The organism is Euryarchaeota archaeon, from assembly GCA_016207515.1.
Taxonomy (GTDB): Archaea; Thermoplasmatota; SW-10-69-26; order JACQPN01; family JACQPN01; genus JACQPN01.
Genome location: JACQPN010000015.1, coordinates 157,101 through 174,105 on the forward strand (window position 1 = coordinate 157,101; position 17,005 = coordinate 174,105).

The window sequence follows — 17,005 nt, forward strand, 5'->3', positions numbered from 1 at the left end:
CGTCACTTTGAGGGGACCAGATAGCCCCATTCTTGCAGCTTCGGCTCGTCGTTCACCCAACGGTCCCCGATGTCGGTCCGGTACATCATGTTCGGAAGGTAGATGCCTCCGGCCGAACGCTCGCCGAGGACCGCGTACGCGCGCCTCTTCGCCTCCTCCACGGAGTCCCCGGTCCCCGTGACGACGAGCGTGTATCCGGATTCGTTGGCGGTGAGGAAGCGGTCGTTCTTCACGTCCCACTTCACTTCCGCGAGGCGCACGTGGTCGATCCGGTCCTTCGTCACGCCGAAAACGGGCAGATCGCGCGAGTACCGGTCGAACTCGGGCTTGCTCACGAAAGGGAACGGCGGGACGGTGACGACGACCCCGACGCTGAACCGTCCCCCGACGCGAAAACCCGTCACGTCGCCTCGGGCCAGCCCCTCGAGAAACGTCCCGACTGGGCTTCTGAACGCGTCGATGGTTATCTGGGTGATGGGATAGCCGAGCCGGCACGTGAATTCGAGCGGCCATGCGCCTTGCTCGTTCACGATGCAATTGATGTCGACGAAGCCGTGGTAATTATCCGCCGCAAGAAGCGGCTTCACCTTGGCGAGTGTCGCCTGGAAGAGGCGGTTCCCAAGGTCCTGTTCCCACATGATGCTCGTTCCCATCTCGCCCGTGTTCGGTCCCAGGCCGCCCGTGAGGAACTTCTTATGCTCGAAGTTCACGGCCAAGGGAAGCACCCAATCGGTGCCGTTGAAGAACGCGCCGACGGCCATCTCGATGCCCGCCGCGAATTTCTGGAGTTGGAAAGTTGGCTTCAGGTTCTTCGGCCACTTGGCCTGGAGGTTGTCCATCATCTCCACGAGGTCGCTCGAATCCCGACGCTTCGAAACGAATGCGAGGCCCTTGAAGTCCGCGGCCGGCCCGTTCGGTTTGAGGACGTAGCGTCCCGGTGTATCGGTGACCCATTTTCGCGCCTCGTCGAAATCCGTGAAGTCGCGGAAGTCGAGCGTCGGTACTTCGAGGTCCTTCAGTGTCTGTTGGCCGAAGTCACGGTCGTCCTCCAGGCGGTCCCCGAGTTCCGAGCCGCCGACGATGGGTTTGCCTTCCTTTCTCAACCGATCCTGGTGTTTTCCGTAGCCCGTGTCCTCGAAGACGATGACGTCCGCCCACGCGACGTCCTCCTCCCAGTTCGCGCTCTTTTCGACGATGTTGTCGCCGATGTCCTTGCAGTCCGCGTCGTGGATGTACATCTTGGCCTGGTGCCCTTCACGGATGCACTGCCACGCCACGTCGAGCGAAAGCCCCCAATCGCCGATGAAGAGGAACTTCAACGGTTTTTGCGTCTGCAACGTGGGCGCCACGGGACCGTAGACTGCGAGCGGCGTCGCCACGTCCCCGGATATGGATGTGAGATTCTTAAGCCTGATTGGGGCCCGCGCCGCAACCGGCCGATGACCCCGGCCTAGAGAGCTCGGGAATAACCGCCGTCGACCAAGAGCGTGGTCCCCGTCACGTAACTTGCCCGGGGGGAAGCGAGGAAAACTATCGCATGAGCGATCTCCTCCGGCGTGCCGCTGCGGCCCAATGGGATCTGGCGCGTCCTCTCGGCGACCGCCGCCTCGACCGTGATCCCGAGGCGCTTCGATCTCTCTTCGGCCAGTTCGAGCGAGCGGTCGGTGGAGACATACCCCGGGAGGACGGCGTTCAACCGGATGTTGTCTGGCGCGAGCTCGGAAGCGAGGGTCCGCATGACGTTCACGGTCGCCGCGCGAAGGGAATTCGAGAGGACCAGGTTCTCGATGGGCGCCCGGACGCTCGTGCTTTCAAGAAGCACTATCGATCCGCCGCCGCGTTTTCGCATGGCCGGGACCGCGGCCCGGATCGCCCTGACGGTGCTCATGAGGAGCAGGTCCACGTGCTTTGACCAATCATCGTCAGAAAGGGTCTCGAATCGAGCTGGTGGCGGGCCTCCCTTGTTGGTGACAAGGATGTCGAGGCCTCCGAAGTGGACGGCGGTCTCATTGACGAACCTTTCCGGCTCTCCGACCATCGAGACGTCGGCCTGCACCGCGTAGGGGGCCCCGCCGCGTTCCTTCGAGACCTCCTTTGCCGTGAGCGCCAACTTGTCCTTCCCCCGCGCGCAAAAGGCGACACGGGCGCCTTCTCGCGCAAACGTGATGGCGCAGGCCCGGCCCATGCCATCCGACCCGGCCATGACGGCCGCCACCTTGCCGTCGAGCTGAAGATCCATGGGCCCCTATCGGCGACCATTGGGAAAAATGTTGGTAGGCGGCGGAGTCCCCGCGAACCCTCTCAAAGCCTCTCGCCGGCGTCGACGCGGAAAGGCAGGCGGTTCTGCGGCGGCGGCACCGTGCAAGACCACGCTTCGTCGTGCACGCAGTACGGGTGGTACGCGCGGTTGAAGTCGAGTTCGTACAGGTCATCAGCGCGGGGATCGAGGTCGAGGTATCGCCCGCCCCCATAGGTCTCCGTCCCGCTAGTTGCATCCCTGAAAGGCACGAGGATGTAAGTCTCATCTACTTCGCCGGGGGCTGGTTCGAAGGCCTCGAGCGAATACGCCCGCCCCGCGACGGAGAACCCCAGCGACCCGATAGCAAGGAAGTCCACTTTATCGTCCCCGGTGGCAGAAAGCTCCGCGTGAGGCGGCGAGCCGCGCCGGGCCAGTCTCACGCCTTGAAAGCGCAGCAAGGGATTCGGCGGAAACCACAGCAACCCGGTGAATCGCCCTAGCGCCTCCTTAGAGAGAGGCGTCTCATTCCCGAGGTAGCCGCGTTCGCGCCAGCGTCGTTCGGAATCGAGGGAAGAAAGCCACGCCTCATCCGCATCTAGCGGGGTCGTGGAAACATCTTGGGGGGCGTCGGGTTCGTTCTTCACGTTCTCACGAACGCGGCCAGGGCGAAAAAACGCTTCGCCCCAAAGGCCCACTCTTGGCGACGCCGATTCTTTTCTCTTGCCTCACCGGGTGGCCGCCATCTCGTGCGACCCAAGGCGGGTCAAGGCAGCGGACCTATGCTCCTCGACCTCCTTGCGGATCGATTGGAGTAGCGCCCCATCGTCCTCCACCATGCTCGCATGCTCGAACGCCTCCTGGCGGAAGTTCTCCGCCTCGTAGAAACGCTTGAAGCGCGCTCCAGGGGTCACCTCCCGACCGACGAGGGTGTAACTCGCCGCGGCCCGGCTACCCCATTTCATCGCGGTCTCCCGCTCAATCTCCTCCATGGATTTGGCCTGCAATTCGACGATCGCCTTTTCGAGTTCCAACATGAGTACCCCTCATCTGCGGCGCGGCCTCGTGGGTCGGGCCATGCACATTGTCTTGGCCCGCATTCGTTACAACGTTTTCGTCCACCGAGTGGTTGAGATGTACGAAATAAGGGGACGGAGGACGAAATGATTTCTCCCGCCGGGCCGATGGCCGGTCCCCAACGGTCTCTCGGCCGGGGCTAGGCGGGAGCATTTTGCGGAGCAAAATGCTCCCGCCGGGATTGGGGCATCGATTTTGCCCGTAAACCATCTTATGGCGAGAACATGGAAATTTGACGGGCGTCCCCCGTCGGCTGTTCGCCGCGTGTCCAGTGATCAACCAGTCGTTGAGGCTTAGACGGGCCATCCAGAGTCTTGCAAGATGGTCTCGATCGCCTTCCTCCTCTCGGCCCCGCAGGCGTCCAAGAGTCGCCGAATGATCTCCGCGTGGGGCCGGTGGCCCGCGTCCAAGGTCCCGTGAAGTATTGCGCCGACGTCGGCTCTGAATTGCGTGGCCCTCTGGGCATGATATCCGCGTTTGTCCTTCTCCTTGAGCACTAGTTTTTCCTTGTCGTGGGCGGCCCAGGCTTTGAGGAAGGCCAACGCCTCCGGTGGAAGGTCGAGGATGCGGTCATGCCGTTTGGCGAGCTTCGCGGCGGTTTCCAAGATGTTTCTGCGTACGAAATAACCGCCTTTGGGACCACGGCCTCGGACGAATTCGACCTTTGCGGGTGCGCCCTCGACCTCCACGACGAATTCAACCACGTCGTGGTCCTTGCGCACGTGGATATCGTCTGAGAGAGCGACTCGTCGCGCCACGGCCACGAGTGCTTCGACCTCCGGTACGACGTAGACTCCGTCTCTTAGTGCCAGGACCACGAGGTCAACATCTTTAGTGACCGTGCGTGTCGTGAGACCCAGCCGTGGCATGAGCGTCCCCCCGATCGGCATAAGTGTCCAGCCATCCGGGAGAACTCCAACGATCTTCGCGAGGATCTTTTCTGCGCCCGCGGCGCTTACGGGCGCGGTGTCACGTGCCAAGCGATGTCCCTCCGGCGAGCGTATCCATGCGGCGTGCACCCACGTGAGGCAGATGTATCCTCGTGAGTTCCTCATACCAGCGTGGGACGAGGAGACGGCGTCGATGAGGTGGCCCGAGTCCTAACCGGGCCTTCGTAGTCCCGGTTGGCGTGATCTGGAGTTGTAGTGATGCGAGTTCGTGCCGCAGGCCGGCGAACTGTTTTCTGGTTAATGTCGCTTCGAGGGTTTGCCCGAAGGCGGCGAGCTTCGGCTCCCCTAGACCTATTCCGGCTCGAATGATCAAAGCCGAGTCCTTCGCCGTGGGGACCTTGAACGTCCGCTCTTCCACGCCGTTGATGGCGAGAGCCCAGGTCTCTGCGTCTTCGAAGTCCATTTGGAACGCTTCCCATTGGCGCGGCGTACCTTCCACCACGGTGACCCGGGGGCCGAGCTTCAGGATCGGCATCGGCCTGGGCTCGTTGATTTCCGTGTCCCGCCAGATGCGCGGCGTCAAGAAAACGGTATCGCGCCCTATGATCTCCTCGAGCTCCGTTGCCCAAGACACGAACCTTTGATGTAGGGGATTGGCCAGACGGGCCAAGAGCTTCACCGTTGATTCTCCGGGTACCCGGTAGGAGGAGTGAGCGGTGGGAACCAAGAGACCGCGACGGGTCGCCATGTGGATGAATTGGTTGGCGGAAGTAGCCGTTCCGCAGACGTCCTTTATCCGTTCGCGGTCAACCTCGGAGCCGGGTCCCAGGCGCGTGAGCCTGTGGGTGACAAGGGGCGGAAGACCGGGAGGGATCGTGGGTGCAGATATATTAAAAATATCTGTCATGGGTAGATAGTTCCGATATATCTATATGGATTCGCCAGTACTTGGAACTTGTGGCGGATCTCGCGTGCCCCAGCACCTGCCTCCATCCACTGCGGGCAAAATCCATGTTCCCACCTGAATTTGATTTGAAAAAGAGATAATGCCTGCTCCTCCATAGATTTGGCGACAGAAGGCGTATCTAAGTGCTCCCGCCGGGATTGTAGCATGCTTCTTGCCCGTAACTCTTGCCCGTAACTCATCTTATGGAAAGTGGGCGGAAATTCAACGGCCAGCACCGCCCGTGTCCCCGCCGGGAGGGTCGATCATCGCCCGGAGCGCGAACCACCGCATTCCTTTTGCCAATCTGTAGCTACTCGGACACGGAGATCCCCAGAGCCTCTGCAATGCGACCTTCTTGCTCGCTCAGACCTTTTTCCCAGCTCATGTCTTCATCTCGGATGAGGTCGAGAAGTTCGGCCGGTGCCGCCTTGCCTACGCCGAGAGCGGTCCATCGGTCGCGGACCCACGGCAGAAGGTCTTCCGCCTCCGGGATGCCGACTTTTGCCAGAGCGGAAATGCTTGCGAATGCTCTGGCGCGTCTCTTGGCAATGACGAGTGCGCCGGAGTAGGTTTCGTTTTCGGCTGCGAATCTGTCTTGTTCCTGCGCAATTCGTTTCACGCGGTCCCACGACGGTCGTCCTTTGCGGATGATATCGCGGAGATCGTCGAGGTCGGAGGGGCGACAGGGGTACATCTTGAAGACGGCGGCCGTGTGAATGTCGGGATGGAGGAGTTCTAGATTCCCGTGGTTTTCGAGGACGCAGCCCGACAGCGCCAGTCCTTTCATGCTCCAGGAATTCCATGTGGGATATCGAATGTCTGCGATATCGATTGTTTCGCCCGGGTTCTCGAATCTTTGGAAGATCTCCTCCGGGATCGGACGCATGTCAAACTTCATTTTGTAACGAGCGTCGCGAAGTGCCTCGCGGACCGCTTCGAAGCCTGCTTTTTCCAGGAACGCGAAGTCCACGTCTTTCGTCGAATCCTTTATTCCTTGGAGCGTAAGGGACGTGCCGCCGTGCGCCACCCCCCTGGTACGAGCTGGGACCCGCGTACCGATGACGCGGTTTAGCCATTCCGCCAACATGGTTGCCGATTTGAGGTCGACCAATCTCAGCTGTCTCCGTAGAGCGCGATCATTTCGTCAAAACGCTTTCGTTGGGGTGGCTGGGCGACGTTGAGTGTCGTGGCGACGTCGTCCTCGGTGTTTCCCCCAAACTGGAGTAGCGTTTCGCGCGCTACTGTTGGAACAAAGCCTTTGGGGATCTTTGAAGCTTGTCCGGTGACCGTGAGAACGTAGGCGAGTCGGCCCGTTACTCCGCGTTCCTCGGCAAGGCTCCACAAATCCTCCCAGGCTCGGATTTGCTTTCTCGCCAAGAGGGGCGCCATTAGGACGAATCGCTCTTCGCCGGATTCCAGGAGCCAAATCACGAGGGCTTCCGGGCGAGGGAAAAGAATGTCTGCGTCGCGTGCGGGCTCACGCATGAGATAGAGGGGCGCGACGGTTTCGACTAACGCCTGGAAACGGCCGGGGGTCAACACGAAAGCGTCCTTGCTTCCGACGAACGGGAAGCCGTACGTCGCAAGAGACCAGATTGGGCCTGCTACGGCCTTGCCAGGTGCGAAATCCGCGACCTCGGCATCGACGAGGGCGTCGAGGAGTTTGATTCCTGGCTTTGTGAGCTTGTAGCCAATGGTCGGGCGCCCGCGGCCGACCCGGCGAAGGGTTACGCGCTGCAGGAATCCACGCTGCGCCAGTTGGTCCGCAAGGACACGTGTCCAGTTTCGTGATCGCCCACCCTGGCGCTCGATTACGGAGAGTGACGTGATTGTGCCTTGCGAGGCGCTTCGAAGGAGTGCGGGTGAAACGGAGAGGCTTCGAGGTGCTATCATTTTGCAACCAATTAGATTGTAAATTGCGGTCGGATAAAGCCTTTTGTATTTTAAAGTCGTCAAATGGACATAAACGTACGATATACGACTCACGTTGTACGAAGTACGCCTCCGCAGTACGTCTGCGTTGTACGTGGCGCCCCAGATGGGTTCATCCTATGTGCCGTCCCTGGTCGCACCACATCTTGCGACACCAAACGTTTTCGACACCTTCTGGTGGTCGATTCTCCTTGCCTTGGTGGCGCGCCCGAAAGAAACCAATGCAACTGCGCGTGCATGGTCAACGTGTTGGCGAATGGCACGACCCCGAGTCCGACGCACAACGCGCACCAGAGCCCGCGGGCGCTTGCCGATCAGCCGAGTGGAACGACGAACGTCGACTCGCAACGGCATTGCGGGCAAATCCGTGTTCCCACTTTAATTTAATTTAGAAAATCTATAATGCTTGTTTCTCCATAATTTTGCCGATAGAAGGCGTATCTCTATGCTCCCGCCGGGATTGGAGCATGCTTTTTGCCCGTAACTCATGTGTTGGACCACGTCTACGGTTTCCGCAAGCGGTGTGAGCCGGTCTTGTCGAGAATTGGGCCTGTGAGAACTGATTGAGGTCCGGTCGAGACGACAGGTCGGTGCGGTCCGGTGTGACTTCGGGAGCCGAGAGTAAAATGTCACTCGATTCTGATGCCGATTCGCACGAATGCGTCCTCGATGAGGTCGCGGCACTTGTTTCGCTCGGCGATTTCCCACATTCGCCCCGGGTCCGTGACCCGTTTGGCGATTGCGCGGATGTCGTACTCGTCCTTCCAGATCTTTCCGCGTAGATGCTGGACGTCGATCGCTTCAACTGCGGTGTGTTCGAGGTCCCACGTGCGGTCTCTCCACGCCTTCGTCTTTTGGAGGATGAGCAGTTCCGGCACCGGTATCCGGACCGAGGCGGGACCAACGTCCCATTCGACCGAGTGCTTCTGGACCTCCGCATAGGGGATCGAGCGGTTCCGGTCCTCTTTGAACGGGACTCTGTCGGTCACGCTTGCGGCATCGATCTCGATGAAAACGGTCTTCCCGCCGACCACGACGCGTTTGCGGCGACGCTTACTCAGCAGTCCACCGTAGGTCTCGTATGCGTTCCTCTCGTAGTAGACGCGGAGCATGGCGTCGAGCATGCGCCAGTCGAGGAAGATCACGTCGATGTCGCGGCTTCCCAAGCCTCGGTGATATTGCCAAGCGGCCCAACCGCCAATGACGCAGAACTCCGGGCCCATCGATTTTGCCCACAACGCCAGATTCTTGAGTTCCTTGTAGCTCTCTGTCGTGACTTCTGCCACGTACTCGGCGTCGAAGCCGGGCGGCGGTGCGTCAGTCAATGACAACACCCCAAAGTTCTTCGAGCAATTCTTTCGCTGCGTAGACTCGGCCGTCGCACGCGAGGTCCACGATCGTGCGGAACTTGGTGGTCCGGCGGTTCTCATCGAGGTCGCCGTTGAGTGGAATGTCGGGGACATAGATCTGCACCGGGAGGATTCCGCCTTGGCTGGGCGCGAGATCGAGCACCAGTCGCTCGGGATCCGAATGGTAGACGCAGACTCGGTCAGCCCGGAAGAATTGGCTGTATTCCTCGAGAGCGCTCTCCATGCAGAGGATTGCGCCGGCACGGACCAGGCCGTCGAGGGCGTCCTTCTTGCCCGCTCTCACCGTGACGCTCGCGGCCAGGTTCTGGGACATGGTCCGCTGATAGGGAAAGACCGCGTTCACAACGGCAGCCGCACCTCGGACATGATAGCGCCCGTCCGGCAGGCGCTCCACGTGCTGGCGCGCAGCCAGCCATCTCACGACGCGGTGTGCCTGTGACACGCTGACACCGGCCAGTTGTGCCAAGTCGGATTGACGGAAGGGCTCCCTGGTGGTCAACGCTGCGCGAAGCGTGCGGTAGGCAGCGGGTGTGGTCACCGACAAGATGGACTGAGTCATTCTCTTAAATCCAGTGTTTTCCTTTAATTCAGGGACGTATTAAAGGCTTTCTGTCCATCCATGTTGGCCTACGGCCCCGATCCAACGGCGTCCCGTCGGCTTGGGTACGGCGCTTCAGTTTGATGCCTTGTCAAACCTTCCTGCGGGAAAGGCGAAACATTCATTTGCCTGTAGTCACACTATGTGACTAAACGTGAAAACCATGCCTTCTCACTCTGAACGTCTTGCCCAAGCCTTTGAAGATGTCTTGGGCCGCGATCTGGAGAAGACCATCCTTATCATTCTGCGCCAGGCCAAGCGGCCTGTTCGCTACGAAGAACTTCGAAAAGCGGCCGGGGAAACCAGCCCAGAAACCTTCAAACGCGCGATCGAACGGCTGGCCCGGTCTGCCACAGTTGCTCGCAAGCTTGAACCCGCCGGTGCTCGTTACCAGAGTTCGCTGAGTCCCACACCGCGGGGCATGATCATCGCGGATACGTTACTAGGATTGGGCCGAAACGGGAAGTTCCCGTCTGGACTCCCTCCGCGGGTCGCGGCGGACCTACGGGCGGTATTCCTTGGCCGTTTCCCCTAATCACGGTGCCGCGGTCTGAAACGCTGAGGCGACCGGCGTCGTAGGCGCCATGACCGCCACATGCCGCGTCCCTCCGCTACGGGCAAATCCGTGTTCCCACGTTTATTTAATTTGAAAATGGGATAATGCCTGCTTCTCCATAGTTTTGGCGATAGAAGGCGTATCTAAGTGCTCCCGCCGGGATTTGAACCCGGGCCAGAGCCTCGAGAGGGCTCGATCCTTGACCGGACTAGACTACGGGAGCGTTGCTTCGGGCTCTCGTCTTGGTCTCCAAGAAGGCGCCCGGCACCGGGCCAATCCCGGGCCCTATTTTAACCCTTTCGACGCGCGGCTGCCGTTTTTTCGAGCGAGAGCGTTAAACCGCTCTAACGGTTATCGGCGTCGGACGGCCTGTAATGGCGATCTACGAGTTCGAGGGTAAGCGGCCGCAGGTAGGTAAGGGAAGTTTTGTTCCTGAAAGCGCCGACCTCATCGGGGACGTCGTTATCGGCGAGCGTTGTTTCGTGGGCGTAGGTGCGCGGTTACGTGCCGATTACGGGAGGATCCGGATCGGCGATGCGACGAGTGTGCAGGAGAACGTCGTCATCCACGCTCGCGACGGGGGCGAAACCGTCGTTGGCAGTCGTGTCCAGCTCGGTCATGGCTCGATTCTCCACAACGCGATGGTCAAGGACAACGCGGTCATCGGCGTGGGTGCCATCATCACGGACTTCGCGGTGGTCGGGAATTGGGCGATCGTGGGCGAAGGTGCCGTCGTTCGAGGCGAGGTCCCGGACGGGAAAGTCGCCGTGGGTGTCCCGGCGAAGGTTTTGACCGACGTCACGGACGAGATGAAGAAGACTTGGGATTTCTACAAGGAGAAATATGCGGAACTCGCTTCGAAGAGGTATCCAGCGGGGCTAAAACGCATAGGGTAGGCGTTCGGACATGGGTGCGGGTGGAAATTTTCCGTTTTGCAACTACGGATTCGCGAGAATCTATTTCTATGGTCAAGGCCTCTCTTGGCTGTAGATGGGAGGGACACTTTCGCCCCCTCTAGTACCCAGTCAATTATTGTTCCTCCCATCTCACGTTCCTTTCATACGAGAGCGGCCATTTCCGTGTTGATACCTTCGTGCCGCCCTCCCGTCGCTTCCTGAGAGCAGCTTGCGTGCAGTCCAAGCACGCCGCGACACCCGAGCTCTGTCTTGCAGGGGCCGCGGAGCTCGCACTCAAGGCCCGGCGGTCGGGGGCCGAACTCCTTCTCTTCCCCGAATACTTCTTCATGCCGGTGGCGGCGTCGACTCGAAGGCCGGACTTCGAAAGTCTCGCGCAGGCCCCCGATTTTCTTCGCGATCTATCGAGGGAAATGGGCGTTGGGATAGGAGGGAACTCGATCCGACGCAGCGGGCGTGGGTTTCGAAACGTAGCCCTTCTTTTCGACCGAGGCCGCCTCGTCCTGTCCCAGGAAAAACTCCGGCCTATGCCACGGGAGCGCGCGTGGGGTGTGACCGGCGGAAAAAGTGTGCGCGTGGCACGGTTTCGCGGCGTAGACGTGGCCTTCGTCATCTGCGCTGACATCCTGTTCCCCGCGATCGCCGGCGCGGCCGCCGAGGCGGGCGCTCGCATCCTTCTCAACCCAGTGATGTCCCCTAACCGGCCTCGCGACCATACGCGGAGCGCGAGGGAGTCGATGTACGTCGCGCGGGCCTACGACAATGCGGCGTTCGTCCTCAAAGCGGCAGGTTTCGCGCTCCGGGAGCGTAGACTCGTCGTCGCTGGACGGTCCCTCATGGTCGGCCCGTGGGGCGTCGTCTCGCATTACGAAAGCGAGCGCCGCGCGGAGGTGCTCGTCGCCGACCTCGATCTTGCGAGGCTCGAGGAGGTCCGGGCGTCACATCCGGCGATCGCGGCAGGAGCAAGGCTCTGATGCGTTGTCACGCCGAAGGGGGTGGCGCGGTTCGTCGTCTGCGCCTTACAACTTGTCGTGTTTTGTTGCGTTTCCCCGGGCCTTCTCCACGGGGTACTTGCGCCTGTTTACCTCGAGTTTCTCGTCGATGATGCGCGGCAGGCTCAGCCCCAGCCGGTCGCAAAGGAGGAAACAGTACATCGCGACGTCTGCGATCTCCTCGGCGACGGCCCGCCGGACCTCGGGGTCCATGACCGCGGTCTCGCCGGCGTCTTGCGTCCACTGGAAATGTTCCAACAATTCGCCGGCTTCGACGGAGATCCCGACGGCAAGGTCCCGGGGCGAGTGGAATTTCGCCCAGTCTCTTTCGACCACGAACTGCCTGATCCTCGCGCCCGTGTCCTTGAAAGTCGGCTCGTCGCTCGTCATCGTGACCGCCCCTTGAACGCCCTTGCCAAGAAAGACTTTAAGGAGTACCGTGGGGTTCTCGCTTTTCGTGGCCGGTGAGGAACTTCTTGTACTACAAGCCCTCTGGCTCATGATCCCCGCTTACGTTGCGAACATGGTGCCCACCGTGGCCGGCGGGGGGCCCCCCCTCGACGGCGGTAGGAGCTGGACCGATGGGCGGCGCCTCCTTGGGGATGGAAAGACCTGGCGGGGCCTTGCCATAGGCGTCCTGGCGGGAACACTCACAGGCATCGTGATGCACTTCCTCGCGCCGGCGTTTCCGGGATCTTGGGGGCTTTCCAACCTTGGATCCGAACCCGTCTACATCCTCGTGGCCATGCTTCTTTCGACGGGCGCTTTGTTCGGCGATTCCGTGAAGTCCTTCGTGAAGCGTCGCCTCAACATCAACCGAGGGGCGATGTGGTTCGGACCCGATCAACTCGATTTCGTCTTCGGTGCATTGGTCTTCCTTTACGTTGGAAGCGAGGCGATGCTCTTTGCGGGAGCCCTGGATTTCAATTGGGTGAATAGCAACCTGTCCCTAGTCGGAGTCGTCGCCGTTCTCATACTCACCCCCATGTTCCACCTAGCAACCAATGCTCTGGGGCACAAACTCGGCTGGAAGGAGGTGCCGTGGTGATTCAGGCCCTGTCCGCTTGGAGTGCGCTCGACCGGCGCCCGACATCAAGATGCGAGCCGGGGTTTTTTGGTGCAACTTTTTTGTGCTTTGCTCAAAAAAGGTGCTTGTCAAAGGAGGTGCCGTGGTAATGGCGGACATCAAATCGCTTCTTGTCAAATGCGGGGCCGTCAAGTTCGGGAAATTCACGTTGACCTCGGGCAAGCAAAGTGAGTATTACATCGACGTCAAGTTCGCGACAAGCGACCCGGAGATACTCCACGAGATCGGGGTAGAGATCGCTGGCGAGGCGCACGGTTTCGATTACGTCGCGGGGATGGAACTCGGCGCCGTGCCGATAGTAACGGCCGTGTCCCTTGCCACCGGGCTTCCATCGCTCATAATCAGGAAGAAGGCGAAGGAGCACGGCACCGGAAGCCGCATCGAGGGGCCTTTCTCGCCGGGAAAGAAGGTCCTCCTGGTGGAGGACGTGACGACCACTGGCGGGTCGACGCTTGAGGCTGCAAACGTCCTACGGGGCGCTGGCCTCGAGGTCTCAAGATGCGTCGTCGTGGTCGACCGTGAAAGCGGCGCGGTCGCCAACCTCTCCAAGGAGGGAGTCGAATTGTCAGCATTGGTCCGCGTGAGTGAACTTCTGGAGGCGCGCAAATGAAGGTCCTGCTTCTAGGTGCGGGTGGTAGGGAACACGCGATGGCCGCAGCCCTTGTGCGCTCAGGCGCCGACCTCGTCGCCATCGGGAAGAACCGGAACCCGGGGATCGTCCGGATAGCCGAAACGTTCCACCAAGGCGAGGAGAGCGACGCGAAACTCGTCGTGGAGGTCGCGCAGCGAAACCACGTGGGTCTTGCCGTCGCCGGTCCCGAGGCCCCTCTTGCGTCGGGTGTCACGGACGCCTTGGAAGATGCCGGCATACGGGTCGCCTCGCCGAGCAAGGCCGCGGCCGAGATCGAGACCGACAAGGGATTCTGTCGTCGTCTCCTTGAAAAACACGGTGTCCCGGGTGCGGTGAGGTTCCGCGAGTTCGTGAATGCGGACGGGCTTGCCGATTTCATTGGCGCCCTCGGCGCGGTCGCCGTGAAGCCCATCGGTCTCACCGGGGGCAAGGGCGTGAGGGTGAGCGGGGACCATTTCCAGTCGACGGACGAGGCGACGGCGTACGCGAAGGAGGTCCTCGACCAGAGGATCGGTGGGGCGCGGGTCGTCGTCGAGGAGAAGCTCGAAGGCGAGGAGTTCACGCTCATGGCGCTCACGGATGGAAAGACCGTCGCGCCGTATCCTGCCGTACAGGACCACAAGCGCGCCTACGAGGGCGACAAGGGGCCTAACACCGGCGGGATGGGATCGTACTCCGACGTGAACGGGCTCCTGCCTTTCATGACGCGCACGGAATACGAGGAGTCGCTCGAGACATTGAGGCTCATCGTGGCGGCGCTACGCGACGAAGGACGCACCTACAAGGGCGCAATATACGGGCAGTTCATGCTGACTCGCGACGGCCCCAAGGTCATCGAAGTGAACGCGCGCTTCGGCGACCCCGAGGCGATGAATGTCCTGACCGTGATGCGAGGAAGCTACCTGGAGGCGCTCGAGGCCGTCGCCCACGGTTCGCTCACGACCAGGCACGTGGGGCATGCGCCCCTTGCCACGGTCTGCAAGTACCTCGTCCCGAAGGGGTACGGGGAGAAGGTCACGTCCGGCACGGAGATACGTGTCGACGAGGCGGCCGTGCGTTCCACCCGGTCACATCTCTACTACGCCGCCGTGAACGAGGCGGGCGGCAAGGTGTTCACGACGACGTCGCGTGCAGTAGGCATGGTCGGCTTCGGGGATTCCATCGAGGAGGCCGACATGCGGTGCGAGGCGGGGCTGCAATGCGTCGTCGGCGAGGGGTTGTGGCGAAGGCGCGACATCGGGACGACGAGCCTCGTCGACAGGCGCGTGGCACACATGAGGGAATTAAGGGGCGTGGCCCGCATTTGATCGCCGAGGAGCGAGGGGCCGGACTTCTTCCCATGGATCTGCAGTTTGAGCCGGAGAAAGGGCCACGGGTGGGGGCATAGGTGCCGGAGAACGTCTTCGTCTACTTCATCGGCACGGCCGGCTCCGGCAAATCCCGATTGACGCACGCGGCGAGCCGCTACATGACGGAACACGCGCTCGACGGCATCACGGTCAACCTCGACCCGGGCGCCGAGTCGCTTCCGTACGAGCCCGATGTCGACATCCGGGATTGGATCCGTCTTTCCGACGTGATGGACGAGTATGGCTTGGGTCCGAACGGCGCCCAGGTGGTCGCCGCCGACCTGTTGGTGGCGCAGGCGGGCGACGTGTTGAAGACGATCGAGACTTTCAAGAGCGATTACGTGTTCGTCGACACTCCGGGCCAGACGGAGCTCTTCGTCTTTCGCGAAGCGGGGAAGTTCATCGTCGAGAACTTCTCGCCGGGCAACAGCATGATCGCGTTCGTCATCGATCCGTTCCTTGGAAAGACGGCGGGCGGTTTCGTCTCCCAATTGATGCTTGCGGCCACGACGCAGTTCCGTTTCCAGGTCCCGATGATCAACATCCTCTCGAAGCTCGATCTCTTGGAAGAGGGTGAATTGGAGCGCCTCCAAGGGTGGGCGGACAATCCCGATCTCCTCTACGACGCCGTTTCCGACGAGCGCAGCACCGGGATGTACTCGGTCCTCAACACGGACGTCTTGCGTGTGCTCCAGACCCATGGGACGTATTCGAAGCTCACACCCGTGTCGAGCGAGACCTTCGATGGCCTCGACGACCTCTATTCGCAGGTCCAGTCTGCCTTCGACTCATCGGACGACCTCGTCCCGCGCTGAAAGCACCAAAGCGATGCGAAGCCCGGCGTGGATGAACGGCGTCCTTTTCCGGTGGACCCTCGGGCGTCTCGTAGATCCGTGGTCGCTATCGCAAACCAAGGTCGTTTCCTGTGCAGCGACTCCAATGCGGGAGCACCTTGCCTCGCTTTTGACAACGGCTGGGCAGACATGTCCGATATGGGACGCAAGTGTATTCCTTCCGGCCACAATTGGTGACGAGACAGAGATGCGCGACCTTATCTCGATGGCCGACGCGAAGGGCAGCCTTGACGACATCCTTTCGGCCGCCGCCGCCTACAAGGCCGATCCCAAGGCCGTCTCCGACCGGCGCCCGCTTGCGGGAAAGGCCGTCGCACTCATTTTCGAAAAGACCAGCACCAGGACGCGCGTGAGCTTCGAGCGCGGCGTCTCGCTCCTCGGTGCCCAACCGATCGTCCTCAACAAGGCCGACACGCAGTTCGGCCGCGGCGAATCGATAGCTGACACGGCGCGCGTCCTTTCGAGGTACTGCGACGCTTTGGTCTACCGGACGTTCGAACACTCGAACGTGGAAGAACTCGCGGCGCACGCGGGCGTCCCCGTGATCAACAGCCTCTCCAACCGCGAGCACCCCTGCCAGGTGCTGGCCGATCTCCTCACGATCAAGGAGAAGAAGGGGAGACTCAAGGGGTTGAGGTTCGCCTACGTGGGCGACGGCAACAACATGTGCAACTCCTACCTTCTGGGCGGCGCTTTGGCGGGGATGCATGTGACGGTTGCAGCGCCTGACGGTTACACCGCGGACCCGGAGGTGGCGGCCCTTGCCTGTGAGCTAGCATCCGCGGCCGGTGGTTCCATCACGGAGACCCACGACCCGAAGGAGGCCGTCGAGGATGTGGACGTCGTTGCGACGGACACGTGGGTCTCGATGGGCGACGAGGGGGAGAAGGAGGAGCGGATCGCCGCGTTCAAGGGTTACACGGTGGATTCGGATCTCATGGGTCTTGCCGACAAGGAAGCGATCTTCCTTCACTGCATGCCCGCCTACTACGGTTACGAGGTGAGCGAGGAGGTCGCCTATGGCCCGCAGAGCGTCATGTTCGACGAGGCCGAGAACCGATTGTGGGCGCAGATGGCCGTCATGACGCACCTTCTGGGCGTCGATAGGCAAAGGCCATTGGCCCAGCCCGTCAAGAAGAAGGCCCCTGTCAAGGCGTAAGGCCGCCGTCGAGCCCCATCCCGAACGCACCGCGTCCGAAGCCGTGGATGAGGGACGCGGCAAGGACTCTGTCTTGGCCAGGCGCAGAGTGGGACATCCACCGGCGCGTCATTCGGTGGGTGCCTGGCCCTTCCTGACTTTTTCGACCTTCGACTCTTTCGATTCCGCGGTCACGATGGCACGATTGGCGGCGATGGTGAGTTTCTCCATCCCGACGTCGGCTGCCACCGCCGCCGGGAACGTTACCTTCACCTCGACGCGCTTGCCATCGACCCTGAAGTGGGCCTCTATCGTGACCGGGCCTCCGAACTCCTTCAATTTCTCGTCAGCCATGGGAAACGGACCTTGAAGCGACGGGAGCCTATTTAGGCGAATCGACGGACGCCCACGTGCCACCATCCTTAAATCGGGCCC

Annotated in this window: 20 protein-coding genes and 1 tRNA gene; 8 read left to right on the forward strand and 13 right to left on the reverse strand. The window is 61.2% G+C overall.

The annotated features are described in order from the left end of the window. Positions 1-2: 2 nt before the first annotated feature. From HY556_07020 to HY556_07065, 10 genes are all read right to left on the reverse strand, one after another. The gene (locus HY556_07020) at positions 3-1,379 is read right to left on the reverse strand and encodes a phosphoribosylamine--glycine ligase (protein MBI4393531.1); all 1,377 of its coding nucleotides are present in this window, start codon (positions 1,377-1,379) and stop codon (positions 3-5) included. A 71-nt stretch (positions 1,380-1,450) separates the two neighbouring features. Next, positions 1,451-2,239: an SDR family oxidoreductase gene (locus HY556_07025; protein MBI4393532.1), complete on the reverse strand. Its 789-nt coding sequence runs from the start codon at positions 2,237-2,239 to the stop codon at positions 1,451-1,453. A gap of 62 nt (positions 2,240-2,301) precedes the next feature. Further along, on the reverse strand, positions 2,302-2,883 hold the full coding sequence (locus tag HY556_07030) for a DUF1684 domain-containing protein (protein MBI4393533.1): 582 nt from the start codon (positions 2,881-2,883) through the stop codon (positions 2,302-2,304). Positions 2,884-2,964: 81 nt separating this feature from the next. After that, on the reverse strand, positions 2,965-3,273 hold the full coding sequence (locus tag HY556_07035; GenBank protein MBI4393534.1) for a hypothetical protein: 309 nt from the start codon (positions 3,271-3,273) through the stop codon (positions 2,965-2,967). 333 nt (positions 3,274-3,606) lie between these two features. Then, positions 3,607-4,293, reverse strand: coding sequence for a hypothetical protein (locus HY556_07040; protein ID MBI4393535.1), 687 nt, complete (start codon positions 4,291-4,293; stop codon positions 3,607-3,609). Next, positions 4,283-4,882, reverse strand: coding sequence for a hypothetical protein (locus tag HY556_07045; GenBank protein MBI4393536.1), 600 nt, complete (start codon positions 4,880-4,882; stop codon positions 4,283-4,285). The genes HY556_07040 and HY556_07045 overlap by 11 nt, the downstream gene beginning before the upstream one ends. Positions 4,883-5,459: 577 nt before the next feature. Beyond that, a complete protein-coding gene (locus tag HY556_07050) occupies positions 5,460-6,119 on the reverse strand; it encodes a hypothetical protein (GenBank protein ID MBI4393537.1) in 660 nt (219 codons plus the stop codon). A 143-nt stretch (positions 6,120-6,262) separates the two neighbouring features. Then, positions 6,263-7,042, reverse strand: a complete 780-nt coding sequence (locus tag HY556_07055; protein ID MBI4393538.1) for a hypothetical protein — start codon at positions 7,040-7,042, stop codon at positions 6,263-6,265. A gap of 668 nt (positions 7,043-7,710) precedes the next feature. Then, positions 7,711-8,415 (reverse strand): hypothetical protein, encoded by a 705-nt coding sequence (locus HY556_07060; protein MBI4393539.1) that lies wholly within the window; start codon positions 8,413-8,415, stop codon positions 7,711-7,713. After that, on the reverse strand, positions 8,399-8,989 hold the full coding sequence (locus HY556_07065) for a hypothetical protein (GenBank protein MBI4393540.1): 591 nt from the start codon (positions 8,987-8,989) through the stop codon (positions 8,399-8,401). Before HY556_07065 ends, HY556_07060 begins: the two co-directional genes overlap by 17 nt. A 214-nt stretch (positions 8,990-9,203) precedes the next feature. On the opposite strand from HY556_07065, the gene HY556_07070 reads away from it, so the two are divergent. Next, positions 9,204-9,584 (forward strand): hypothetical protein, encoded by a 381-nt coding sequence (locus tag HY556_07070; protein MBI4393541.1) that lies wholly within the window; start codon positions 9,204-9,206, stop codon positions 9,582-9,584. A 169-nt stretch (positions 9,585-9,753) separates the two neighbouring features. On the opposite strand, the gene HY556_07075 is transcribed toward HY556_07070, so the two are convergent. After that, positions 9,754-9,828: transfer RNA gene (locus HY556_07075), tRNA-Glu, on the reverse strand. 151 nt (positions 9,829-9,979) lie between these two features. On the opposite strand from HY556_07075, the gene HY556_07080 reads away from it, so the two are divergent. Next, positions 9,980-10,501: a gamma carbonic anhydrase family protein gene (locus HY556_07080; protein ID MBI4393542.1), complete on the forward strand. Its 522-nt coding sequence runs from the start codon at positions 9,980-9,982 to the stop codon at positions 10,499-10,501. A 233-nt stretch (positions 10,502-10,734) separates the two neighbouring features. Next, a complete protein-coding gene (locus HY556_07085; protein ID MBI4393543.1) occupies positions 10,735-11,493 on the forward strand; it encodes a carbon-nitrogen hydrolase family protein in 759 nt (252 codons plus the stop codon). Between the two features lie 45 nt (positions 11,494-11,538). On the opposite strand, the gene HY556_07090 is transcribed toward HY556_07085, so the two are convergent. After that, positions 11,539-11,901 (reverse strand): nucleotide pyrophosphohydrolase, encoded by a 363-nt coding sequence (locus HY556_07090; protein MBI4393544.1) that lies wholly within the window; start codon positions 11,899-11,901, stop codon positions 11,539-11,541. Between the two features lie 109 nt (positions 11,902-12,010). Here HY556_07090 and HY556_07095 point away from each other — a divergent pair, with 109 nt between their 5' ends. The 5 genes from HY556_07095 (at position 12,011) to argF (ending at position 16,591) form a co-directional block, all read left to right on the forward strand. Beyond that, the gene (locus HY556_07095; protein ID MBI4393545.1) at positions 12,011-12,559 is read left to right on the forward strand and encodes a CDP-2,3-bis-(O-geranylgeranyl)-sn-glycerol synthase; all 549 of its coding nucleotides are present in this window, start codon (positions 12,011-12,013) and stop codon (positions 12,557-12,559) included. A gap of 127 nt (positions 12,560-12,686) precedes the next feature. Further along, positions 12,687-13,208, forward strand: coding sequence for an orotate phosphoribosyltransferase (locus tag HY556_07100; GenBank protein MBI4393546.1), 522 nt, complete (start codon positions 12,687-12,689; stop codon positions 13,206-13,208). Continuing rightward, positions 13,205-14,536 (forward strand): phosphoribosylamine--glycine ligase, encoded by a 1,332-nt coding sequence (purD, locus tag HY556_07105; protein MBI4393547.1) that lies wholly within the window; start codon positions 13,205-13,207, stop codon positions 14,534-14,536. The genes HY556_07100 and purD overlap by 4 nt, the downstream gene beginning before the upstream one ends. A gap of 80 nt (positions 14,537-14,616) precedes the next feature. After that, the gene (locus HY556_07110; GenBank protein MBI4393548.1) at positions 14,617-15,393 is read left to right on the forward strand and encodes an ATP/GTP-binding protein; all 777 of its coding nucleotides are present in this window, start codon (positions 14,617-14,619) and stop codon (positions 15,391-15,393) included. Positions 15,394-15,619: 226 nt separating this feature from the next. Beyond that, positions 15,620-16,591, forward strand: coding sequence for an ornithine carbamoyltransferase (gene argF / locus HY556_07115; GenBank protein ID MBI4393549.1), 972 nt, complete (start codon positions 15,620-15,622; stop codon positions 16,589-16,591). 108 nt (positions 16,592-16,699) lie between these two features. On the opposite strand, the gene HY556_07120 is transcribed toward argF, so the two are convergent. Beyond that, positions 16,700-16,924: a hypothetical protein gene (locus HY556_07120; GenBank protein ID MBI4393550.1), complete on the reverse strand. Its 225-nt coding sequence runs from the start codon at positions 16,922-16,924 to the stop codon at positions 16,700-16,702. Positions 16,925-17,005: the final 81 nt, after the last annotated feature.